This is a genomic window from Nitratireductor arenosus (genome assembly GCF_009742725.1).
In the GTDB taxonomy this organism is placed as follows: domain Bacteria; phylum Pseudomonadota; class Alphaproteobacteria; order Rhizobiales; family Rhizobiaceae; genus Mangrovimarina; species Mangrovimarina arenosa.
The window spans coordinates 25,528-48,148 of record NZ_WPHG01000009.1 but is presented as its reverse complement, the minus strand read 5'-3'; the positions used below and the strand labels follow the sequence as shown (position 1 = coordinate 48,148).

26 protein-coding genes are annotated in these 22,621 nt (G+C 61.4%); 16 read left to right on the top strand and 10 right to left on the bottom strand.

Features of this window, described 5'->3' with window-relative positions:
* Window positions 1–32 precede the first annotated feature (32 nt).
* On the bottom strand, window positions 33–1,043 hold the full coding sequence (repB, locus tag GN330_RS22300; RefSeq protein ID WP_156715776.1) for a plasmid partitioning protein RepB: 1,011 nt from the start codon (window positions 1,041–1,043) through the stop codon (window positions 33–35).
* Window positions 1,044–1,112: 69 nt separating this feature from the next.
* Window positions 1,113–2,306: a plasmid partitioning protein RepA gene (repA, locus tag GN330_RS22295; RefSeq protein ID WP_156715773.1), complete on the bottom strand. Its 1,194-nt coding sequence runs from the start codon at window positions 2,304–2,306 to the stop codon at window positions 1,113–1,115.
* Between the two features lie 581 nt (window positions 2,307–2,887).
* On the opposite strand from repA, the gene GN330_RS22290 reads away from it, so the two are divergent.
* Entirely contained in the window at window positions 2,888–3,163 is a 276-nt protein-coding gene (locus GN330_RS22290; RefSeq protein ID WP_156715771.1) for a WGR domain-containing protein, read from the top strand.
* A gap of 145 nt (window positions 3,164–3,308) precedes the next feature.
* Here the strand turns inward: GN330_RS22290 and GN330_RS22285 are convergent, their stop codons facing one another.
* Window positions 3,309–4,538 (bottom strand): Fic family protein, encoded by a 1,230-nt coding sequence (locus tag GN330_RS22285; RefSeq protein ID WP_156715768.1) that lies wholly within the window; start codon window positions 4,536–4,538, stop codon window positions 3,309–3,311.
* A gap of 259 nt (window positions 4,539–4,797) precedes the next feature.
* Complete coding sequence (locus GN330_RS22280; RefSeq protein ID WP_197435281.1) at window positions 4,798–5,502, bottom strand: autoinducer binding domain-containing protein; 705 nt, start codon at window positions 5,500–5,502, stop codon at window positions 4,798–4,800.
* A gap of 210 nt (window positions 5,503–5,712) precedes the next feature.
* Between GN330_RS22280 and traI the strand changes: the two genes are divergently transcribed.
* Genes traI through GN330_RS22210 form a run of 14 tightly spaced genes read left to right on the top strand, consistent with a single transcriptional unit; the run spans window position 5,713 to window position 16,856 of the window.
* On the top strand, window positions 5,713–6,345 hold the full coding sequence (traI, locus tag GN330_RS22275; protein WP_156715764.1) for an acyl-homoserine-lactone synthase: 633 nt from the start codon (window positions 5,713–5,715) through the stop codon (window positions 6,343–6,345).
* A 24-nt stretch (window positions 6,346–6,369) separates the two neighbouring features.
* Window positions 6,370–7,353, top strand: coding sequence for a P-type conjugative transfer ATPase TrbB (gene trbB / locus GN330_RS22270; RefSeq protein WP_156715762.1), 984 nt, complete (start codon window positions 6,370–6,372; stop codon window positions 7,351–7,353).
* Window positions 7,343–7,714 (top strand): TrbC/VirB2 family protein, encoded by a 372-nt coding sequence (locus GN330_RS22265; protein WP_156715760.1) that lies wholly within the window; start codon window positions 7,343–7,345, stop codon window positions 7,712–7,714. Before trbB ends, GN330_RS22265 begins: the two co-directional genes overlap by 11 nt.
* Window positions 7,707–8,006 carry a conjugal transfer protein TrbD gene (locus GN330_RS22260; RefSeq protein ID WP_156715758.1) on the top strand — a complete coding sequence of 100 codons (300 nt, stop codon included), beginning with the start codon at window positions 7,707–7,709 and terminating at the stop codon, window positions 8,004–8,006. Before GN330_RS22265 ends, GN330_RS22260 begins: the two co-directional genes overlap by 8 nt.
* A 2-nt stretch (window positions 8,007–8,008) precedes the next feature.
* Complete coding sequence (locus tag GN330_RS22255) at window positions 8,009–10,444, top strand: conjugal transfer protein TrbE (RefSeq protein ID WP_156715756.1); 2,436 nt, start codon at window positions 8,009–8,011, stop codon at window positions 10,442–10,444.
* Entirely contained in the window at window positions 10,422–11,210 is a 789-nt protein-coding gene (trbJ, locus tag GN330_RS22250) for a P-type conjugative transfer protein TrbJ (protein WP_156715754.1), read from the top strand. The genes GN330_RS22255 and trbJ overlap by 23 nt, the downstream gene beginning before the upstream one ends.
* Window positions 11,211–11,214: 4 nt before the next feature.
* The gene (locus GN330_RS22245; RefSeq protein ID WP_156715752.1) at window positions 11,215–11,475 is read left to right on the top strand and encodes a DUF2749 domain-containing protein; all 261 of its coding nucleotides are present in this window, start codon (window positions 11,215–11,217) and stop codon (window positions 11,473–11,475) included.
* Between the two features lie 15 nt (window positions 11,476–11,490).
* Window positions 11,491–12,654: a P-type conjugative transfer protein TrbL gene (gene trbL / locus GN330_RS22240; RefSeq protein ID WP_343041071.1), complete on the top strand. Its 1,164-nt coding sequence runs from the start codon at window positions 11,491–11,493 to the stop codon at window positions 12,652–12,654.
* A gap of 29 nt (window positions 12,655–12,683) precedes the next feature.
* Window positions 12,684–13,346, top strand: a complete 663-nt coding sequence (gene trbF, locus GN330_RS22235; RefSeq protein ID WP_046110280.1) for a conjugal transfer protein TrbF — start codon at window positions 12,684–12,686, stop codon at window positions 13,344–13,346.
* A 41-nt stretch (window positions 13,347–13,387) separates the two neighbouring features.
* Window positions 13,388–14,209, top strand: a complete 822-nt coding sequence (gene trbG / locus GN330_RS22230) for a P-type conjugative transfer protein TrbG (RefSeq protein ID WP_246188832.1) — start codon at window positions 13,388–13,390, stop codon at window positions 14,207–14,209.
* A 2-nt stretch (window positions 14,210–14,211) separates the two neighbouring features.
* Complete coding sequence (gene trbH / locus GN330_RS22225) at window positions 14,212–14,673, top strand: conjugal transfer protein TrbH (protein ID WP_156715746.1); 462 nt, start codon at window positions 14,212–14,214, stop codon at window positions 14,671–14,673.
* Between the two features lie 10 nt (window positions 14,674–14,683).
* Entirely contained in the window at window positions 14,684–15,991 is a 1,308-nt protein-coding gene (gene trbI, locus GN330_RS22220) for an IncP-type conjugal transfer protein TrbI (RefSeq protein WP_156715744.1), read from the top strand.
* On the top strand, window positions 15,991–16,617 hold the full coding sequence (locus GN330_RS22215) for a hypothetical protein (RefSeq protein WP_156715742.1): 627 nt from the start codon (window positions 15,991–15,993) through the stop codon (window positions 16,615–16,617). Before trbI ends, GN330_RS22215 begins: the two co-directional genes overlap by 1 nt.
* 26 nt (window positions 16,618–16,643) lie before the next feature.
* Window positions 16,644–16,856: a DUF6894 family protein gene (locus GN330_RS22210; RefSeq protein WP_156715739.1), complete on the top strand. Its 213-nt coding sequence runs from the start codon at window positions 16,644–16,646 to the stop codon at window positions 16,854–16,856.
* A gap of 147 nt (window positions 16,857–17,003) precedes the next feature.
* Here GN330_RS22210 and GN330_RS22205 read toward each other — a convergent pair whose 3' ends face one another.
* The 3 genes from GN330_RS22205 to GN330_RS22195 are packed head-to-tail and all read right to left on the bottom strand — an operon-like array spanning window position 17,004 to window position 20,125.
* The gene (locus GN330_RS22205; protein ID WP_156715737.1) at window positions 17,004–19,499 is read right to left on the bottom strand and encodes an AAA family ATPase; all 2,496 of its coding nucleotides are present in this window, start codon (window positions 19,497–19,499) and stop codon (window positions 17,004–17,006) included.
* 10 nt (window positions 19,500–19,509) lie between these two features.
* The gene (locus tag GN330_RS22200; RefSeq protein ID WP_156715735.1) at window positions 19,510–19,824 is read right to left on the bottom strand and encodes a HigA family addiction module antitoxin; all 315 of its coding nucleotides are present in this window, start codon (window positions 19,822–19,824) and stop codon (window positions 19,510–19,512) included.
* Window positions 19,825–19,840: 16 nt separating this feature from the next.
* Window positions 19,841–20,125 (bottom strand): type II toxin-antitoxin system RelE/ParE family toxin, encoded by a 285-nt coding sequence (locus tag GN330_RS22195; RefSeq protein ID WP_156715733.1) that lies wholly within the window; start codon window positions 20,123–20,125, stop codon window positions 19,841–19,843.
* Window positions 20,126–20,259: 134 nt separating this feature from the next.
* Between GN330_RS22195 and GN330_RS22190 the strand changes: the two genes are divergently transcribed.
* The gene (locus GN330_RS22190; RefSeq protein WP_156715731.1) at window positions 20,260–20,433 is read left to right on the top strand and encodes a hypothetical protein; all 174 of its coding nucleotides are present in this window, start codon (window positions 20,260–20,262) and stop codon (window positions 20,431–20,433) included.
* A gap of 77 nt (window positions 20,434–20,510) precedes the next feature.
* Here the strand turns inward: GN330_RS22190 and GN330_RS22185 are convergent, their stop codons facing one another.
* Genes GN330_RS22185 through GN330_RS22175 form a run of 3 tightly spaced genes read right to left on the bottom strand, consistent with a single transcriptional unit; the run spans window position 20,511 to window position 22,617 of the window.
* Entirely contained in the window at window positions 20,511–20,879 is a 369-nt protein-coding gene (locus GN330_RS22185; RefSeq protein WP_156715729.1) for a thermonuclease family protein, read from the bottom strand.
* Window positions 20,876–21,478, bottom strand: a complete 603-nt coding sequence (locus GN330_RS22180) for a TraH family protein (RefSeq protein WP_156715727.1) — start codon at window positions 21,476–21,478, stop codon at window positions 20,876–20,878. Before GN330_RS22180 ends, GN330_RS22185 begins: the two co-directional genes overlap by 4 nt.
* Before the next feature lie 11 nt (window positions 21,479–21,489).
* Window positions 21,490–22,617: a conjugal transfer protein TraB gene (locus GN330_RS22175; protein ID WP_246188824.1), complete on the bottom strand. Its 1,128-nt coding sequence runs from the start codon at window positions 22,615–22,617 to the stop codon at window positions 21,490–21,492.
* Between the last annotated feature and the right edge of the window lie 4 nt (window positions 22,618–22,621).

The window sequence follows — 22,621 nt, the reverse complement described above, 5'->3', positions numbered from 1 at the left end:
ATTGCCGTTTCGGGGGCCTTTTTCTTTTGCGCTCAATCTCCGTTCGTGGTTGCTCGTTTTTCCCGACGGAAGGCCTCATACAACTCGCTGAGATTTTCCGAGAGGTAGTCACCGAACGCTGCTGCGTCGGTCCCCTTCGCCTTGAGGGCGATGGTGAATTTCTTGCCACTGGCCACCATCTCCGCGGCGACACGCCCATCAGACGGCGCCCAGCTGCGTTTGGATGGCGCCAGCGCGGCACGGCGGCGCGGCTTGGATGCCTTCAGCTTCGCGACGACCGCATCGAACCGCGCTTCGCTTGGCATCCCATGAAAATCGGAACTCGATGCCAGAGCCAAGGCAGTGTCGACATTGCCCGGCTTGTCGAGGAGGAGCTTGAGCTCATACCAGCGATCACGACCGACAGCCTTCGCGCGGCCGATCGCTTCGAGCAGATCCTTGGGCATCGAGGCGACAGAGAGCATCTTTGAAAGCGTCGGCCGATCGACACCGATTGCGGCGAGGGCTGTGGCGTTGTCCTCGTCGAATTTCCGCTGAACGATGTCGGCGGCAAACAGTGCTTTCTCGATGAAGGACGTGTTCGCTCGCGCGTTGTTTTCCTGTCCCTGGGCGATCACATGATCGCGCTCGGAGATATCCTTGATGACAGCGCGAAGCTTGAGACCAAGCTCTTTTGCGGCGCGCCAGCGGAGGCGACCGAAGACTAGCATGTAGCGGCCGGGCCGCTGCGGGTGGGGGCGAAGGAGCGCCGGGGAGTTCTGGCCGGAACTGCGGATCGACTCCAACACCTGAGCGTAGTCGGCCTCGTAATCTTCCTGATCGACGTTGAGCCGGTCGTTGGCGAAAGATTGGTCCACCAGGTCGGGGTCAACCTCAATTATCGTCTCACCCTCGAGCAGCTTGCCTGCCTGGGCCGCCATTTCGTCGATCGAGCTTATGAGCGAGCGTGATGCCCCCTTGAAGGTGTAGTCTCGTGCAACTGGGCGCTCAGCGGGAGCGTCGCCGTTGTCCATGATGCTGGCAAAGGGATTTTTCCGCGCCATTTGACTAGCACCCCCTTATGCGGCTTATGCGCTTGAAACCGTGGGCTTTTTTGGCTGTTTTGACGGCAGTCAACATCGTAACCGCCCCCATGCCTGGTGGATCAGCCCCTGAATCTCGAAGTTCACGGCATCCATGCTGTCGATCGCCCGATCATAGGTATCGCGATTGAAGTTCGATCGCTCGACCTCATAGAGCGTCTGCTTGGTGAGGCCGGCGTCAGAAATCGCCGTGGATTTGAGCATCGGGCTTTTCAGGATTTCCTCGGCAAGCATCGACTGCATGAAGCCGACCATCTGCGCCTGGGGAATGTCCGTGGGCTCGTATCGGGTGATGAGATAGCGCAGCCAGTCCAGCTGGACCTTCGCGCCAGCATTCTTGATGGACTTCATGATATTGCCCAGCATCAGCAGAAACTGACTCATGGACATCAGGTCCAGCATCTGCGGGTGGACGGTGATCAGAACCGAGGTGGCGGCCGACAGTGCCGACAGCGTCAGATAGCCAAGCTGCGGAGGGCAATCGACGACCACGACGTCGTAGCGCTCACTGACCGAATCCAATGCCCGGGCGACCCTCGTGAAGAACCGCTTTCCTTCCTGAGACGGAGACTGCATGGCAAGCGGCGTCTCGTACTCATATTCCTGCAGCTCCAGGTTCGCCGGGATGATATCGAGCAAGGGGAAGTTCGTCTTGCGGATGACATCTTCGGCCGGGGCGGGGTTGTCGTACCGGATCGCGTCGTAGAGCGAGGGGTTCTTGTCGAGCTCCGGCTGGAAGCCATGGAGGGCTGAAAGCGAAGCCTGCGGATCGAGATCCACCGTCAGGACCCTGTGACCGGTGAGCGCCAGATGCTGCGCGAGGTGCGCCGTGGTGGTGGTCTTTCCCGATCCACCCTTGAAGTTGACGACCGCAATGACCTGCAGCTTCTCGCCAGGTTTGCGGTAGGGCACATACTTCTTGGAATCCGATCGCCCGTGCTTATCGAGATAGTCTCGAAGCTCGGTCATCTGCTCGGCCGCGTAAAAACGCCGCCCGCCGGCACCTACGAAAGGCTCAGGACCTTTCTTTTCAAGATGGAGGCGCTTCAGATTGTTCGGACTGATCCCAAGATAGTGGGCGACTTCGGCCATCGAGAACCGCCGAAGGGTCTTCTGCCCCTCGGTCGGAAACTTCTCGATGCGCAATTGGTCGAGCTTGCGCGAGATCTCGGCCCCCTGGGCAAGGATCTTGTCGTCAAACTCAAAACTTGGGAGAAATGCCATCTCCGCTTTGTCCCCCGAACGAGAAAATAGCGCCATATTCGACCTTTCGGCCAATCTGGCGCCAGTATGAGCGATTCCCGTTCTCTGGCAAGCGATTTTGGGTTAACGAAACCTTAACGACATGCCCAGGTCCACTCCAATAAGATCACTCAGCGGAGCATCACAGTCTGGATCCGCGGCGTCGGCGATTACACTTTCCATTGCGTTTTCAATCGCTTACTTACTCCGCCGTTGGCCATTCCGAGAGAACGTTCAATGCCACGTGCCGCTTGCTTGATCCATGCAGAACCCTGAGAAGTTTCACAGTCGTGCATTGCGTCAAACTGGGTGAGTCGGCGCGACTGCCGCTCCATTGCGGCGACTCACTTTCAACCGATAACATCTGACTCTTAGCCGGCTATACGGCGTCCACGGTGGCTCAAAGATCATGGACCGGCGGACGCGGCGAGTAGACAACCACAATTCCCTCCGGTCGATCGTCTTTCTCGGCAGAGGCAACTATCACCGACGTGAATCCCTCGCGCCCAAACGATTCAGCCAATGAATTGGACGTGGGCACCGGAAGTCGGTGACAATCAGACATGGTCGAGCCGAAGCTCCAAGTCGTCCTTGAGCGCCGCGATTGCGCTCGCAACGTTGCGAGGTTTTATGTACTCGCTATAGAACCGTCGTTGTACGGTGATTTGGCGCTTATGCGCGCATGGGGGCGGATCGGCTCGCTCGGCCGACAACGCCTTGACCTCTATGCGTCGGCCGCTGAAGCCGGCGAAGCGCTCGAGGCCTGGCTCGCGCGTAAGATCCGACGGGGATACACACCCGTCACTGCCGAGGTCAAAGTCCAGTCCAAGGTCCCATAATCACCGGCAATTATTGCCGCGGCTACAAGGGCTTGCACAGCGGCATAGGGCCGACCATGTCGATATTCGGCTGACCGAAGGCAGTGTTCCTACTTTCCTAGCGGGCCGGATAGAGTCGTTCTAGCTGTCACCCCTGAAATTCCACTCATCTGAAAGACAGTGAAGGCGGTTCCGGAACATTGGGTTCGACATCGGTGAAGAGATTCGGAAACAACCGTTCCCTGAAATCGAGAGGGAAGGCAATGCGCACTGGTGCCTTCGGAGTGTCAGATTTCAAAAACCCGCGCTCGACGAGATCCGACAGCGTGTTCCGTGCCGTGCGCTCGGATGTCTTCAGCACGAAATTCGTCTCGCCACGGGGCAGCCTACCGTGCCGCAATACGGCCGCCACGAGATCAGGCGCTCGTTTATCGTCGACGACATCTTTTATTAGAGCGCGGTAGCGGGCATCGAGCCGTCCGAGGTCGAACATTGCGGTCGAAAACCGCACTTGGTCGAGCGCGACCGTAAGGAACCATTCGACGAAATCCTTGAGCGCTGATTCCGAAAGATTTCCCCGGCCATCACGATCACCTTTTCTGGGGCTGTCGGCGTGATCCATCATGCGCTTGTATTCGCCACGATCTTTCAAGCCACGAGCGAGACCACGAGATATCGACCAAAGGCCATTGCCTCCAATACCGGCCTTGAGCGCCATGGCGTGAGACATCAGGCGACTGACGCGGCCGTTACCGTCTGGAAACGGGTGGATGTAGTTGAGGCGGTGATGAGCTGACGCAATCGCGATGATCCGCAGGCTCGCCTGCTTTTCGGCCATGGCAAACCGCTTCTGGAAATACTCCATAAAAGCCACCACCCTGTCAGACGATGGCGGCTGATGGCGGCCGACAGCGACATCATGTTCGGTGGACATCCTGAACACGCCGGGAACAATCTCAGCCTTGGCGCCATCAGGTTTGTCGATGAACCGGAACTCTTCGGGCATCTCGTCATAGAAGGCGCGATGGACCCACCGAATGAAATCGATCGAAGTCGGGCTCGGCAGCTCGCCGCGCAACCCGAGGCCGTCAATCATCCTCTGAACTTCAACATGGGCCTTCGCCTCCAAGGCGAGGGGACGACGTTCGGGATCTATCTCGGCGCCAGCCAGTGCGCTCTCGATATCTCGAGGTCGGGTGTTGTGGCCTTCGATCAAATTCGAATAGTACGAATTCATGACTCGTACGAGATCGGCCAATTCGTCAGCGGACTCCGGATGCAAGCCTCGGCCGAGTTCATCGGCGGCCTTCTGCAGCTCGATTGCAAGATCGGCCAGAACGGTCGGCACCGCGTCGTCAAAAAACAGCGGCTCGATCCGGGCAGGGGTTTCAAGCATTCTTTGCCGATCTCTATCGTGCCTCAATGGATTGCAATGTAAGGCATTAGAGACAACAAGTCAGCACAATTGCCGATATTAGTTGCCGATCTCCCTTGCCGATATCGGCAGCCGATCAAGACGCGAACCCGAACATGCCTCAAACGGCCGGCCGGGTAGGGTCGGGGCCGTAGGCGCCATCGCGGACAACTCTCTTGCCGTCGCCAACCACAACTTACATGAGGTAGAGGCGGAACGGCCTTCACGCGGTCGAACAGGATCAGATCAACTGTTGACGCACCGCAAGCGCCACGGCGTGAGTGACATTGGTGGCATCCAGCTTTCGCCGAGCATTTTGCAGGTGATACTCGACCGTCCGGACCTTGGTTCCGACGATTTGCGCGATTTCGGACATGCGCTTGCCTTTTGCCATCCAGCTCAGACAAAGCCTCTCTCTGGGGCTTAGCTTGACGGTGACAGCAGGCATCGGCTCGAGCATCCAGCGCCGCGCATAGACATCCACGTGCGCTGCAATCGAAGCGGCAAGGAAGGGGCATTTTACCAGGCAATTGTCACACCGGTTCGAGGACGCGAGCGTGAATAATACCGTCCTGCCAAATCCGGCCGACACGGGCACTGATATCCCCGATGCGATGCCATGATCCCCGGCTTCTCCAAGGAAGCGCACCTGGTCCGGCGACAATGCTCGTCCAAGATCGCGTTCGGACCACGCAAAGCAGCGTTCAGAACGGCGGGCTTCCTGCACGACGGGATCGATGCTCGCGTATTTCTTGTTGATATAGTGGCCTTGCCATGCGCGCGGGTACGTCGAAAACGTGTCGATCTCCGGCCCACAAACCGAGAGATAGGCAAACCAGTCAAACCCCAATTCGCCGGCGAACTCCTTCACCGCGGCTTTGACCGGCGCCATCCCCTGGGCCGTTTCTAGTGCGTCTCGCAACTGGTCGAAGGCTTTGCTCGGCAACGATCCTCTCCGGGTGTTTTTGTCCTCAATTCGGGTAGTCGCAATTTCGAGTTGCATCGCAATTCAGCCATAAGTGCGGCAACGGCCCCTGGGCACTCCCCCCTGTCTATCACGGCGACGACTCTCCATCCCCTGTGACTTTTCACAGCTGGCGGTGCGCCGCCGCACGGGATTCAAGAGACCGCAATTCAATGGGTTAAGGATTGGGTCATGCGCGTCGTCGCCATTTGCCGCACGAGGGCTACAAGTAGTGAGCAACGTCTGCTCGAGCGCATGCACGAACTGCGCGCCAAGGTCTTCAAGCAAAGGTTAGACTGGGACGTCCAGGTCGAACACAACCAGGAAAAGGACGAGTACGACCGGCTCGATCCGACCTATCTCGTGCTCGTCGGCCACGATGGTCAGGTGATCGGTTGCGCCCGGCTGCTGCCGTCCACTGGACCAACGATGCTCGGTCAGACATTTCCGTTCCTGGCCGACGCTTCCTGCGTGCCCAAATCGGGCCGCGTGGTCGAGAGCTCGCGCTTTTGCATCGACACTGAACGCAGCGACATCGTTTCCGCGAGCGGACTGCGCGATGCGACCCACACTCTGTTCGCCGGCATTATCGAATGGTCGGTGGCCAATGGTTTCGACCGGATCGTCACTGTTACGGACGTTCGGTTTGAGCGCATTCTCAATCGGGCGAAGTGGCCACTGGAGCGGCTCGGGTCTCCACATCCCGTCGGCAATACCATTGCTGTCGCGGGCCTCCTACCTGCCGACGAAGCCAGTCTCGAGCTGGTGCGGCCGTCGAGCTACCTCCCCCTTTTCCCGGCCGCTGTTGAAGCCGCCGCGGCCTGACCTGAGCAGCTCGGGGGGCGATTCATGAGCGAGTCGACACGACGGCTGATCCTCAGCCTGCAGGACGCACTCGGCGCCTCGATCACGAGCGCGCTCGATGATCCGAAGGTCGTCGAGGTGATGCTGAACCCCGACGGCAATCTATTCATCGAGCGGGTAGGGCAGGGGATAGCGGCGGCGGGGCGGATGGCCTCCCATGACGCCGAGACCGTCATCGGCAAGGTCGCCCACGCCCTCAAGACCGAAGTCGACCAAGACCGGCCGATCATCTCCGGGGAACTGCCCATTGGGGGGCATCGCTTCGAAGGGCTCTTGCCGCCGGCAGCGCCCGCGCCAATGTTCACGATACGCAAGCGCGCCTCGATGCTGATCCGCCTCGATCAGTATGTCGCCGATGGCATCATGACACCCGAGCAGGTCGATGTGATCCGCGATGCGATCGTCAACCGGCTCAACATCGTCGTGTCTGGCGGCACAGGGACAGGCAAGACCACGCTCACCAATGCAATCCTGGCGGAGCTGGTCGAGACCACGCCGGAGCATCGGTTGGTGATCCTGGAAGACACCGCCGAGATCCAATGCGCGGCGGAAAACCATGTGATCCTGCACACCACCGACACGGTCGATATGGGCCGTCTATTGAAATCGACGATGCGGCTGCGTCCAGACCGCATCATCGTGGGCGAGGTCCGCGATGGCGCGGCCCTCACTCTCTTGAAGGCGTGGAACACCGGCCATCCGGGCGGTATCGCGACGGTTCACTCGAACTCGGCCGCCGCCGCTCTTACCCGCCTTGAACAGCTCGTTGCCGAAGTCAGCTCCCAGCCGATGCCGGAAGTCATCGGAGAGGCGGTCGACCTGATCGTCTCGATCGAACGCGCTCCTGGCGGGCGAACCGTTCGCGAGATCCTGAAGGTCGAAGGCTTTCACGACGGGCGATACCTCACCACGCCGGTCGGCGCGTCGAAATCGGAATCCATGCAGGGAAGAAATCTTCATGTCGTCTAAGAAGGCTCTCACGCTTCTCCTTGGCCTCGCGGCCGCATCGCTCGTCATGATCGAACCGGCGCTCGCCAGCAGCGGGGGAGGGGGCCTGCCCTGGGAAGGGCCTCTCGAACAGATTCAGGAATCCATCACCGGCCCGGTCGCCGGCGCCATTGCGCTCGCGGCGGTCGCCATTGCCGGCGGCATGCTGATCTTCGGCGGCGAGTTGAACGATTTCGCCCGCCGGCTTTGCTACATCGTGCTCGTCGCCGGCATCCTGCTCGGCGCAACACAGATCGTCGGTCTCTTCGGTTCCAGCGGCTCGTCCATCGGCGTGCCGCTTAAGGCGCACGAACAAGCGCCGGCGGTTGCCCCGCATGGCTGAAAGGGAAAGCCGGCTGGCGACGGCGCGGATACACCGCGCCCTTTCGCGTCCAACGTTGCTCTTTGGGGCTGACCGTGAGCTGGTGCTTCTGACTGGGCTCGCCGCGGTCATTCTCGTCTTCGTCATCCTGACGACCGTGTCGGCGCTGCTCGGCGTGGGTGTCTGGATCGTGGTAGTCGGGCTACTGCGCATGATGGCAAAAGCCGATCCGCTGATGCGCCGCGTCTACCTGCGCCACATCAAATACCGGCCCTACTACCGGCCGACCTCCACGCCCTGGCGGACGTTCTGACTATGGTTGCGCTCAAGAGGTTTCGCCATTCCGGCCCGTCCTTTTCCGATCTGCTGCCGTATGCGGCCTTGATCGACAACGGCACGCTCTTGCTCAAGGACGGGAGCCTGATGGCCGGCTGGTATTTCGCCGGTCCGGACAGCGAAAGTTCGACCGATTTCGAGCGCAATGAGGTCAGCCGCCAGATCAATGCCATTCTCGCCCGCCTTGGCACCGGCTGGATGATCCAGGTCGAAGCCGTGCGCGTGCCGGCGACGGCCTACCCAGCACGGGACAACTGCCACTTCCCTGACAAGGTGAGCGCACTGATCGATGAGGAACGGCGCAAGCGTTTCGAGGCAGCGGACGGGCACTATGAGAGCCAGCACGCCATCATCCTGACCTATCGCGAACCGGAGAAGCGCAAGTCCGGCCTCGTCAAATATGTCTATTCGGACGATGAGTCCCGCGCGACGACCTTTGCCGATCGCGCGCTCGATCACTTCCGGCGTTCGATCCGCGAATTCGAGCAATATATGGCAAACGTCGTCTCGATCCGCCGCATGGTCACACAGGAGACCATGGAACGCGGCGGCAGCCGCATCGCCAAATATGATGATCTGCTGCAATTCGCCCGCTTCTGCATCGTCGGCGAAAACCATCCGGTCCGCCTTCCCGACATTCCGATGTATCTCGATTTCGTCGTCACGGCCGAGTTCCATCACGGTCTCTCGCCACTGGTCGACAACCGCTATCTGGCGGTCGTGGCGATCGACGGCTTTCCGGCCGAAAGCTGGCCGGGCATTCTCAATTCTCTGGACCTGATGCCGCTCACCTATCGCTGGTCGAGCCGCTTCGTCTTCCTCGATCCGATCGAGGCCCGCCAAAGGCTCGAGCGCACGCGCAAGAAGTGGCTGCAAAAGGTGCGGCCGTTCATGGACCAGCTATTTCAGACCAATTCGGGCGCGATCGACCAGGACGCGGCGCTGATGGTGGCGGAGACCGAAGACGCCATTGCCGAGGCCAATTCACAGCTCGTCGCCTATGGCTACTATACGCCGGTCATCGTCATGTTCGACGACGATGAAGCTCGTCTTCGCGAAAAGACCGAAGGCGTGCGCCGGCTGATCCAGGCCGAAGGCTTTGCCGCGCGCATCGAAACGCTGAACGCAACCGAGGCTTTTCTTGGGAGTGTGCCCGGCAACTGGTACGCCAACATCCGCGAACCGCTGGTCAATACCCGCAACCTTGCCGATCTGGTGCCGCTCAACTCGGTGTGGTCGGGCTCACCGGTGGCGCCGTGCCCGTTCTATCCCGACGGCTCGCCGCCGCTGATGCAGGTTGCAAGCGGATCATCGCCGTTCCGTCTGAACCTCCATTCTGGCGACGTGGGTCATACCCTGATCTTCGGTCCGACCGGATCGGGCAAGTCGACGCTGCTAGCGCTGATCGCCGCGCAGTTCCGCCGCTACAGACAAGCCCAGCTCTTCGCCTTCGACAAGGGCAAGTCGATGTACCCGCTGACGGTCGCCGTCGGCGGCGATCACTATGATGTCGGGGCAGGGGGGGCGCTAACCTTCTGCCCGCTTTCCCAATTGGAAGATGATGGCGACAAGGCCTGGGCGGCCGGATGGCTGGAAACCCTTGTCGAGCTGCAGGGTGTGAAAGTGACGCCCGACCATCGCAATGCGATCGCCAGGCAGATCGAGCTTATGGCCGCCTCGACGCGCCGGTCGATCTCAGATTTCGTGTCGGGTGTGCAGGTGCGGGAGATCAAGGACGCGCTGCGCCACTACACCGTCGATGGTCCCATGGGGCATCTGCTCGATGCCGAGCGGGATGGCCTGACCCTCTCGGATTTCCAGACATTCGAGATCGAGGAATTGATGAACCTCGGCGACCGCAACCTGGTGCCGGTGCTGCTCTACCTCTTCCGTCGCATCGAAAAGCGCCTGACCGGCGCCCCCAGCCTCATCATCCTCGATGAGGCCTGGCTGATGCTCGGCCATCCGGCCTTCCGCGAGAAGATCCGCGAATGGCTGAAGGTGCTGCGCAAGGCCAATTGCGCCGTCGTTCTGGCAACGCAGTCAATCTCGGACGCGGAAAAGTCCGGCATCATCGACGTGCTCAAGGAAAGCTGTCCGACCAAGATTTGCCTGCCGAACGGCGCAGCGCGCGAAAGCGGCACGCGCGAGTTCTATGAGCGCATCGGCTTCAACGAGCGGCAAATCGAGATCGTCGCGACCGCTCTGCCAAAGCGTGAATATTACGTCGCTTCGCCTGACGGCCGGCGTCTGTTCGACATGGCCCTCGGGCCCATCACCCTGTCTTTCGTCGGCGCGTCGGACAAGGCCGCCATCAAGCGCGTCGATGAGCTGCGCGTCCACCATGGCGACGAATGGCCCGTCCACTGGCTCAAGCATAGAGGTATCGAAAATGCCGAAGCTCTTCTTGCGTAGTTCTCTCGCAAGCGTCCTGATCGCTGTCAGCCCTGCCGCGCCGGCCCAAGCCAGCGGGGCGCTCACCGGCGCGACCGAGTTCACGCAGATCCTCAACAATGGGGAGCTGATCGCGCTCGGCGGGCAGAACGCCGAGCAGATCGCAAATCAGGTGACGCAGATCTCCAACCAGGTGGAGCAGATCGCAAACCAGATTCGAATCTACGAGAACATGCTGCAGAACACCATGCAGCTTCCCGATCACGTGTGGGGACAGGCTCAACAGGACCTCGCCAACCTGCAAGGCATCGTGCAGCAGGGCCAGGGCATGGCCTTCTCGATGGGAAACCTCGACGATGTGCTCAAGCAGCGTTTCGACAGCTACGCCGATTTCCAGAACGGTCTTCCGAACGGGCAGGATTTCTCGTCGAGCTATCAGTCCTGGTCGGACACCAACCGTGACACAATCGGTGGAACGCTGGCGGCGGCTGGCCTCACGGCCGATCAGTTCTCAACCGAAGAATCCACCATGGCGCAACTACGCTCCCAATCGGAGTCGGCTGATGGCCAGATGAAGGCCTTGCAGGTCGGGCATCAGATCGCGACCCAACAGGTCGAGCAGATGCAGAAGCTTCGCGGTCTCGTTTCTCAGCAGATGACCATGATGGGCACCTGGTATCAGTCGGAGCAGGCTGAAAAGGATCTCGCTCAGGCTCGCCGCGACGCCTTTTTCGGCTCTACCGCACCGTCCACCTCCGGCGGCCAACAAATGCAGCCTCGGTGGTGACCCCATGGCAACGCTCAAACTCCCCATCGTCGTCGTGATCGCGATCGTTGCCGCCCTTGCAGGCGGCGCGGCGTCCTATGTGTTCATCCCGAGCACCGATCCGGAAGTGAAAGCGCTCCTCCAGCGCCAAGTCGAACTTGCCGAGCAAGAAGCGGCGGGACGCGAGGCAGCCGCCGAGCGGGCAAAGGACTTTTTCAACGCCAATCCCGACGACTACCCCACCTCGGGAGGCCAGCAGATAGCGCCCCGCTGGGGCGACAACTGAGTCATGCGCGCTTCGATGCTATTGAGATTGGCTGGGCTGATGATCGCCGGGCTTGCCATGGTCGATCCGGCCTTTGCGCAGGACGGTTCGATCCTGACCGATCTCGAAAATCAGGTCGCCAGCGCAGCGCAGGGCTGGCAGGACACCGTCATCAATGCGGCAACCTCGCTGTTTTGGATACTGGCCGGCATAGAAGTGGGTATCGCGGCGATCTGGCTCGCGATCCAGGCTCCGTCGCTTGACACATGGTTTGCAGAGCTTGTGCGGAGAAGCCTCTTCATCGGCTTCTTCCTCTTTGTTCTGCAGCAGGGTCCGGACTTGGCCAAGTCGGTTGTCGATAGCCTGTTTCAGCTCGGCGCGGATGGCGGGTCGGCTTCGCCGGCCGACGTCTTTAATGCCGGCGTCAAAGTAGCATCCGAACTCTCAGAAAATGCCCGGTTCGGCCTTTGGGAGGACAATGCCCTCGCCATGGCCTCGGTCTTCGCGATGATCGTCGTTGTCATCTGCTTTGCCCTCGTAGCGGCGATCTTCGTGGCCGTTCTGGTCGAAATGTATGTCGGTCTGCTCGCCGGCATGATCATGCTTGGCCTTGGTGGCTCGTCCTTTACCAAGGATTTCGCGGTCCGCTACCTCGTTTACGCCTTCTCAGTCGGCATGAAGCTGATGGGCCTCGTGATGATCGCGCGCATCGGCTCCGAGGTGCTAATCGGCCTTTCGAACGATACGGCTTCCGACGATCAATTCCTCACTACCCTGACGATCGCGGGCATTTCGGTCGTCGTCTTCATGATCTCCATGTACGTGCCGAACATCATTCAGGGCGTCGTCCAGGGCGTTTCCGTCGGCAACGGCATGGAAGCCATCCGCAGCGGTGGCCAGGTTGCCGGGTTCGCGGCGGTCGGTGCTGGCATGGCGGCCGGCGGCGCCGGCGTCGTCAAAGGTGGGATGGCTGCCGCCTCGGCGGCATCGCAAGCCGGCGCATCGCGTGGCGCGGCTGCAATGGCCGGGTTGAAAGCCGCGGGTGGCGCGGTCGGCTCCGCGGCGACCGACAAGTTGATGGGCATCCCCGGCGCCAAGATGGGTTCGACCCTCGGCCTTGCCAACGACAAGCTGCGGCAAGGCACCAATCCGGGCACCAGTTCCAGAAGTTCAAACAAAAAGATGGACGCCGACTCGTGAGGTCGGCCGGCCGTATCAGGCGAGGCTAGATGGCGAAGCGAAAATACCCCGACAATCCGTATCTGGCCGCCCGCTATGAGTGGAACGAGCGCTACGGCAGCTACATGCGCGCGGCCTCGGCCTGGCGCACCGTCGGCCTGCTTTCGATGAGCATGGCGGTGATCGGGTTCGGCTATGCCCTCTATCAGTCGACACAAGTCAAGCTCGTTCCCTATGTGGTCGAGGTCGACAAGCTCGGGGCGGCTGTCCTGGCCGGCTTCCCCGCGCAGATCGAATATGCCGACGAGCGCGTTGTGCGCTCGATGCTCGGCGCCTGGGTGTCGAATTTCCGGTCGATCACCCCGGATGCGACCGTGCAGAAGGGATATATCGACCGCACCTACGCGATGCTGAAGCAGCAGGACCCGGCGACCGAGAAGGTCAACAACTGGTTCCGCAACAATTCGCCTTTCGATCGCGCCCGCACCATGACGGTCTCGATCGAGGTCAACAACGTCGTCGCCCTCTCGAACCAGAGCTACCAGGTCGACTGGAGCGAGATCGAGCGTGACCGCGCGGGCAAGGAACTACGCACCCGCCGCTTTCGCGGCATCGCCACCGTGACTCTTTCGCCGCCCCAGGACGAGGCGGTCATTCGTCTGAACCCGATCGGCCTCTACCTCAAGGATTTCGATTGGACAGCCCAGCTTTGAGAAACGCTCGCGGAGTAAGAGTAATGTTCAACCTCAAGAAAATGCACGCGGGCGTGTGTGCGGCAACCCTGTTGCTGGGCACGTTCGCCCTCAATGTCGCCGTTGCGGCCGATCAGCAGGGCCTCAGCGGCAACGAAGCGCGGGGAACCGGACTTTCCACTCAGTGGCAGGGCACGGCCGCGGTGATGACGCGGGGGCCGGACGGCAAGGTCATTTACCTCTACGGCCAAACGCAGCCGTCCGTCGTTTGCTCGCCCCTCCAGCTCTGCGAAATCGAGCTGCAGGCCGGAGAAGCCGTGCGTGACGTGCTGGTGGGCGACACGGTTCGCTGGAAGGTCGAGCCGGCAACCTCCGGCTCGGCCGAAGGCCAGAAAATCCACCTGATCGTCAAGCCTTCGGAACCCGGGCTCGAGACGTCCATGGTGGTGACGACATCGCGGCGCACCTACCACATCCGGCTCAGGTCGCATCATCGCGACTACATGGCCCGCGTTGCCTTCGAATATCCCGAGGACGTGCAGGCCAAGTTCGATGCCCTCAACGCGCGCGTCGAGGCGAGCATCATCCCCGGCGCCGGCGTCCCGGCCGAAAACCTGAGCTTCAATTTCACTATCAGCGGACAAGCCCGCTGGCGCCCGACCCGCGTCTACACCGATGGCGCCAAGACCTACATTCAGTTCCCCGGCCAGATGATGAGCGGCGATGCGCCGGTGCTGTTCGTCGTCTCGGGCGGCGAAAACCGTATCGTCAATTACCGGCTCAACGGCACGATGATGATCGTGGACTATGTGTTCGATCGCGCCGTGCTGCTTTCCGGCGTCGGCTCCCGCCAGCAGAAGATCACCATTTCGAGGAGGGGCTGATCATGCGCGCCATCCACCGACTTTCCCGTGTTCTGGCACTCGTTCTTCTCACCGGCGCAACAACCGGATGCACCACCACGGGCGGAGGATACTTCACGCCGACCGTCAGTGCCGATGCCGCCAATCTCTCGCCGGCCGCGGCTGCGGCCGTCGCCGGCGACATGGTCTCCAAGCTCGCCGAGCATGTTGGCCCGGGCACCGGGACGATCGTCATCAAGCCCGACGATTCCGCATTCGGCCTCGCGCTCGAAGAGTCGCTGCGCGGCTGGGGCTATGCCGTTGCTTCGAACCAGGAGGCCTCCGGCGACACGATGATCCCGCTCGCCTATGTCATCGACACGTTCGAGGGCGCCGTCATGACCCGGATTTCGACGCCTTCGGTGGAGCTGACCCGCTCCTATGCGATGTCGGCGACCGGCGCGACACCGACAAGCCCGCTGTCTGTCATGCAGCGTACGACCTGAGGGGGGAGCCATGAGTTCGCTCGATCTCTCTCCCGGCGCCGAAGGCGGCGACGAGAAGCCCAAAATCCGGCGCTTGAACAAGCTGCCGGTCTTTCTCTTCATCGGCCTGGTCGTCCTTTTCTTCGGCGTTATCATTTGGGGCCTCTCGATCCGCGGCCTCAACCGGAGTGGGGGCACGCTCGATACCTCGACCGGCGCGCCGGCGACCGATTTCGCCGACCAGCTCAAGCGCGGCGTTTCGGACGGCGTGATCGAGGAGCCGCGCCCCGCGCAGCAGATTCAGGTGGTGCAGCCGGTCGAACAGGTGGAGAAGGAGCCACAATCCACCAATCCTTTCCCGCGCCAGCCGACAACACAGCAACAGCAACAGACGGCGCCGGTCGAAAGTGAAGCCGACTGGCGTGAGCGGCTGCAAAGGGAACAGGACGAGCAGATGTTTCGCTTGCTGCATCAGCAGCGTATGGCCAGGCTCCAGGCCGACGATGCTGCCTACGATAGCCCGATTGCGGTCAATATCGGTAACGTAGGGCAAGCGGCACAAGCGGGAACGCAACAGGCGACGACGGGGCAGGGCGCGCCTGGCGATCGCGCCGGCATGGCCGATCTTTATGCGGCTGCGCTGCGCGCCGGCGGCGCCGGGCAACAGGCCGACCCGAACAACCAGGCCGGCAAGACTGACTTCTTCAATCAGAGCATTGCCGATCTCGGTTATCTGCCGAACCGCGTCGTGCCGCAGCAGTCGCCCTTTGAGCTCAAACGCGGTTCGGTGATCCCGGCAACGCTCGTGACCGGTATCAACTCCGACCTCCCCGGCCGGATCACCGCCCAGGTCAGCCAGAACGTCTATGACAGTGCGACCGGCCATCGGCTGTTGGTGCCGCAAGGGGCCAAGCTCTTTGGCCGGTACGATTCCAATGTCTCGTTCGGGCAAAGCCGGGTGCTGGTGATCTGGACTGATCTCATTTTCCCGAATGGATCGACACTGCAGATCGGCGGCATGGCCGGCGTCGACGCGCAAGGCTATGGCGGCTTCCGCGATCAAGTCGATAACAAATTCCTGCAGACATTCGGCTCCGCGATCCTCATCGCCCTGATCGGCACCGGCATCGACATGGCGGTGCCAGAAAGCTCGACGCTTGCGACGCAGGACACCGCCTCGGATGCCGCACGGCGCAATTTCGCGGAAAGCTTCGGCCGGGTAGCGGACCAGACCATCTCCCGCAATCTCAATGTCCAGCCGACCCTCACCATCCGCCCAGGTTATGGGTTCAACATCATCGTCGAGCAGGACATCATTTTCCCGGGAGCCTATCGCTGATGGCCAGGCTGTTTTCGCTCGCCCGCAATGCCGCCGCGGCCATTGCGGTTGGAGTGCTTCTGACCGGTTGCCTCGTGCCGGAAACCATCGACGCCAACATCGTGCTCGAGGGGTACGAGTACGACATGCGTGTCGAAACCCGCCTCGCTGATCCCCGCGTCGCTAAAGCGCTTGCCGACGGCCACGTGCTCACAGAACAGGAAGAGGACCGGATGCGGGCGGAAGAGCGCAAGGCCGCTCGAATGCCCGGCTTTGAGCGCTTCACCTATGCCGGGGAAGGGCGCTTTGATCTCGTCGTCAATCTCACCGGCGAGCTGGACGCAAGCGGGTCCGCAATCGGCGTGCCGAATACGCGGGCGAAGTCGCAAGCCGATAACTTCCTGAGCATTCGGCGCATGGACGACGGAACCATTGAAGTCAGTACGCCAGAGATTCCGGAACGAGCCCGCGCCGAACTCGATCAGATCGCCATTGTGCCCAACGGAACGTTGACCGTGACCGTGTCCGGCACAGTCATCCAGACCAACGCCGACGAAACGCCCGGGTCCTTCGGCGGAGCGTATCGCTGGAACATCTCGTCTTGGGATGACCGTGTATTTCTCAAGGTCAACCCGGCTTCTGATTGATGCAGCTTGGCCCCGAAGGAGGATGAATGCCCCGCTATTACTTCCACATCTACAGCGGCGAGGAGGAGTACCTGGATCGAAAAGGAGAACCGCACGATGACGACGCTCGAGCGATCGCGATGGCCCACCGGATCGTGTCGGAAATAGCCGAAGAACCGGAGCATCGTGAGATCGAGGTAAGAGTGGTTGGCCGAAAGGGAAGGGCGGTCGCAACGGTCGACACAAACGGCTTAAAATAGCGACGAAGTGCCAGCATATCCGTCTACACGGGCAAAGCACACAAGCCGCAGCTTCGCAGTGTGCTGGGACGAACGCCGGCACCGCGAGGGCGGTTGATCGGGCTCTGCTGCTGGAAAATGGGCTCCCGAAGCGTGCCGCTTTGATGACTATCTCAACTCGAATGGCCCTTCATCCCATTGGGCTTCCGTGAATAGGTTGAGCATGTCGCCTATGCGTCCGGGATCGGTGACCAGAAGGTAGTGCCAAGTGCCGTTTTGCCCCAGACGGTTGACGGCCGCTGTCCACCGTTGCGCGGCTTTGGCTTTGGCGTCCGCGCCGTCGGTCACCTGCCCCTTGATCTCCACAACCACGTTCTGATCCGTGTCAGTGACGAGAAGGAAGTCCGGGATATAGCGCGCCGGAAGTCCTCGATTGCGGTAGGGAATGAAGAAACCCAGCCGATCGTTCTTCACCCATTTTTTCACGCCGGGATGGCTGTCGAGAAGGAAGGCCGAGCTCTGCTCCCACTTCTGGGTGTCGGCGACCATCGCGTTGAGATGGCAGCGTGTCACCGGATAGATCGGCTTGGTCGTGTGGAAATCCACGAACAGCGTGCTTCCCCGACCGGCGGCCCCCTGCGGCACAACGGCGACTTCGGATTGGGCGGTCGAAGATCCCTTCTTGATCGCCTCAAGAAGAGAACCGATCGCAGCCTGCATGTACTCGCCGACCAGAAGCACGTCGCAGGGCTGGCTACCGCCCTTTCGATCCAGTTTCTCGGCCAGAAACCGCTTGGCCGCAAACGCGACCTTCGGGAAGAGCTGCTGTATCGGGACGGCTGCCGCTCCGTTGTCGGCCTGCCAGCGCGTGCAGATTTCCCGCGCCAGCCGGAACGCCACCTGCTGATCGCGGAACATCGCCCGCCAGTCTTTCAGTGAGAGAACCGGCTTCTCGCCGGGACCGTAGGCCGCAAGAGCGCCATCCGGGGTCGTGAGCGGGGTCAACTCAACGATCTGCGGAATCTTCATCGGATCGATGGTCACCTTGGCGACTTGATCCCAATCGACGAAGACCTCGAACTGACCGGACTGATGATAGCCAGTCACGATCGGAAAGGTGATCTCGAATGCCGCCTTCTCCGGCACGGAATAGATATGGTTGGGGTCTGGCTGCGGCGGCGTCGGCCCCGCCGGAGCGACCTTGAACGGGATCAACTCGAACGGCACGCCGAAGACCTTGGCCGTCTCTTCGGCGAACATCTGGGTGTCTTCGTTCAGCGCGTAGCTCTTGCGGCGCAGCGCGCGGCCCACGACCTGCTCGCATAGAAGTTGCGAACCGAACGGGCGCAGTCCGACGATGTGGGTGACAGTGTTGGCGTCCCAGCCCTCTGCGAGCATGGCTACAGAGACGATACAGCGCACGTCCCTGCCGGGCGGGATGCGCTCGTCGATCCATTTCAGCGCGCCGTCATTGTCGTCGCTCTCGACCTTATCATTGTGCTTGCGTACCAGTTCCGACCAATCCTCCGGCACCTTGCCGCCCGGCCACTCGGCCTTGCCCACGGTGTCGAGGATGAAGCGCAACCGGCGCGTCTCATCCTTGGTGCCGCCTTCCTCGATGTCTTCGATGACTTTGGAGTCGATGCGGACCGTCACTTCCTGGCCCGGCGTGTTGCGGAACCATGGCGGCGACACGCCGTAGCCGTCATTCCCGTTCGCCAGCCAAGCATGAACCTCTTTCGCGACGGCGGTGTCACGGCAGACCACGATGAACACCGGCGGCACAGGGTGCTTGTGTTGCTGCTTCGAGAACTGCTCCCATTCTACGAATCGCTGATGCCACTCCGCCGCCAGAAGATTGATCGGCGCGCTGGCATAGTTCATCACGATTTCGGGGGTCAGGTTGGTGCCGTAGCCCTCTTCCTTCGCCTTTGCTTGCACCCATCTCCAGATGTTGAAATAGGCGGCCTCTTCGGCACCCGTCACGTCCCGCGCGGGGAGCTGCGGGATTTTGACCAGCCCGGATTCGATCGCGTCGAGCAAGCCAAAATCGGACACGACCCACGGGAACGGCTTGCCGACCTCGTTGCCGGAGCCTTGAATGTAGAAGGGCGTCGCGGATAGGTCGATGCAGAGATTGATGCCACGCCTACGGCTGCCGCCCGCGAGCTTGTTGATCCGGTCGAGCCCTTCAATCCAGATTGTCGCTTCCCGCTCGTTCTTCTTTGCGAGGTCCTTGTCCTCGTCGAGTGACTGGTCGTCAGCCTCCGCGTCGCCGCGACGGTAGGCGTGGTGCGCCTCGTCATTGAAAATCAGCCAGTGCGGGCCGCGGCCTTTGCCGCTCCCCAGCTCGCGCCGGATGTCGTTGAGCGCAGCGACCATGTCAGGGTCCCACTCTCCGGGCTCGCCCTCTTCCATGATCAGCGTGATGGTCACAGGCGGGAGCGCGCGGGGATCTCCATCGGGGTCGGGCCGGTGAACGTCGTTCTCAGTGAAGCCCGTGCCGCGCTGCCCCCACCGCCTTGTCAGAACGATGCGGACAGAATCAATGATCGCGGTTTTCCCGGCGTTGTTCTGCCCGATAAAGACGGTGGTCTCGCCAAGGTCGATGGCGAGGTCTTTAATGCAGCGGAAATTCTGAATGTGGAGCCGGGTGATACGCACGGGTCAGACCTTAGGCAGCGTTCGGGGCGTTAGGCCCCGACGCTCCGGCCCGCACCGGCAGCCGCGCGATCTCCCGCCCGGCCCTATCTTCCGCGACGCGGATTTCAAAGGCGCTTTGCAGGTTGAGCCAGAACTGCGGATCGGTGCCAAACCAATGCCCGAAGCGCAGCGCGGTATCGCCGGTGACGGCGCGCTTTCCGGCGATAATCTGGCTGACACGGTTTGGCGGCACGTCGATCTGCCGCGCAAACTCGGTCGGCGATACGCCCAGCTCTTCCAACTCGTCCTTCAGGACTTCGCCGGGATGTACGGCTCTCATAAACATGGCCTGATCTCCTTCCTCAGTGATAGTCCACGATTTCAACATTGCTCGGCCCGGTCTGATCGGCCAGCCACTCGAAACAGATGCGCCATTGCTGATTGATGCGAATGGAATACTGTCCGGCGCGATCACTTTTGAGCGTTTCGAGCCGATTTCCTGGCAGGGCGCGGAGCGTATCGAGCGAGAGTGCCGCGTTCAGAATAGACAGCCGCCGGGCTGCCTGATCTTCAAAACCCTGAAAGGCCTTGACGAACTCTCCCTTCGCGAACTGCTCAGTCTTCTTGTCTCGATAGCTCAGGATCATGCATCATAGACCGTATAGGCCTTGACGCTTTACGTCAAGCGTCAATGGTCGCGTCAACTGCATGCGCAGCAAAACAGCTCCACCCTGCGACGTAGAGTGACTAGGCTGGCAATCGCATGGGCACGCGATGCACCATGGTCTACAGCCCTGACGCGGGTACGCTGCCTGCGAAGCAGACGCTGCGGGTGTCCAACGACTGCCCCTTGGATACGCCGGTCAAGAACGCCGAGCTGTATGTCATCGAAGCCTTCCCCGGCAAGCAACTGCGCGTCATCCTGACCGACCCGCCTGAGCGCTATCTTCGTTGAAGGTCCATTTTCAGCACGCCAGGTCGAAAACGGCCACTCCAAAAACGTTCCATAAGGTTGGACGCTCGCACGTCTCGTTAACACCACGGCTCGCGCCGGCCGCTCCACGTCCGCGCGAGGCCTTCGCGAACAAGAATGTCACCGGCATCCCGTCCGTTGACGCGGACTACGGCGAGCGTGCGGCCATAGCGATCGGCCCCTTCGCGCAGGATCTCCACGCGCTGACCGGCCAGCAGCTCTGCGAGCCTATGCTTCGAGTGCTGCGCCAGATCGCTTTCATAGGCACACTGTCCCTCGATTTCCGGCGCATCGATGTTGAAGATTCGGATCGCCTCTGCCTCCTGCGTCATGCCGAGCCGCAAGGAATCCCCGTCCCAGACGCGGATTTCGGTAGGTTCGCACGACAATACGCAAAGCATGATGGTGACGGTGATGTGGCTGCTCATTGCTCTTTATTGTTGTTGCTGATTCCGGAGAGATCGATGCGGATACCGGCCTTGTTCGGGTCTTCCTCCGAAAGAGACGGCTCCGATGGCCCGGTGCCCTCGGCCGCAACCCGCTCGCCAAGCTCCGCTGACTGCGGTTTGGCAAGCTCGGTTTCGCCAGGGTCGGACTCATAGAAGACTTGGCGGCCCTCGAACCGGCCGGTCTTGTAGGCGAGGATTGCGTCGTCAAGAGCCTCCTGGGCGGGCGCACCGTGCCACTCGGTGACTATGCGATAGACCTTGGCAAAGAGCGCGGTGCCCATTCCGATATTCTTGCAGGAATCGAGGAGGTCGGGGCTGAGCTCGGACTTGTCCTGAATGCCGAGACCGGCCGGATACTGTGTCACCCCTACCTTGACGACCGACTGACCCAAATTCTGCTGAATGAGCTGCATCGCCTCGTCCTCGGTGGTCGGCTTCGGTACAAGGATGATGCGCTCCCCTGCCCGCACCGTGACGGTCAGATGGTCGGCGCCGCCGGCTTCCTCGATGAACTTTTGGACGATCTCGAGCTTGAGGCTGGGATCGGCGCATTGCTGAATCAGTTCGGCATCGATCATGACCCTATCTCCTATTCGTTGAACGCCATCACCAGTGGCAGACCGAACAGCGAGGCCCAGGCCTGCGCGCTCGACCGCTGGATGGCGACGATATTGGTGTTGCCGGTCCACCAGGCATTGCCGGTCGCAACAATCACGTCCGGAGCATGCAACATCGACTGGATGACGGGCCAGATGATCAGCTGCTCATAGCAGATGAGCGGCGCAACCTTAAGCCCGGCGAACTCGAAGACCGGATTGGCGAAGAACCGCGCGTGCGCCCCGCCGGTGGTCCAGGGTTGCCACATGGAAACCGGGACCGGCATGCGCTCGCTGTAAAGGATCTCCGCGCCCTTCCCCGAAACCCCGATCATCACATTGTCGTAGCCGACAGGATCGACGATGGCCGCGCCGCCATTGACCATGATGTCGAGGCTGGAAAGCTCGCGCGTCCAAAGCCGCTCGGTGGTGGCACTCCACAAGCCCACGGCGCTTTCCGGCAGGATCGCGACACGGGCGCCGTCGCCGGCGGCGGCCCCGACCAGTCGTATTGTCGAGACCTGCTGACGATAATCGGCATACTGGCCGGGCTGCTCGAACCTGAACCTGGTGTCGATGCCCCGCCAGCCTTCCGGCTCGACCGGCGGCGTCCAGCTCGAGGCTGACCAGGCGAAGGCGAGCGCTGCAACGCCGGCTGCAATCGGCCATATGCGTGTCGTCATCGCGAGCAACAGGGCGGCGGTCGCGGCAAGGCCGAACCAGGCCCAGCCCGGGAAGAGAACTCCGGCTGCTGTGATCGGATGGGCCCAACCGACAATCCCGAACGGCGGCACGCTCATAAGGACGGCGGCGGTCGCGTAGCGAACGGGCCGGCGCCAGCCGCCGCGCGATGTCCACAGCGCAGCATGGACAGCAACAAACATGAGCGAGGCGGCAAGCCAGAGGCCAAGGCCGATGGCGAGCTGCGCGCCGAAAAAGATCGAGGCGCCGACCGGCAGGCCGCGCGATGCACCGAGAAAATGCGCCAGCGCGACCAGACCCGCAACCGTGCGCGAAGGAGCGAAGGCCCAAAGCGCCGGGAAGGCTATGCCGACGGCGAAGGCGAGCGGATGCCCGCTCCATCCGAATGCGCCGGTGATGACGCCGCCGGCGACGAACAAGGCC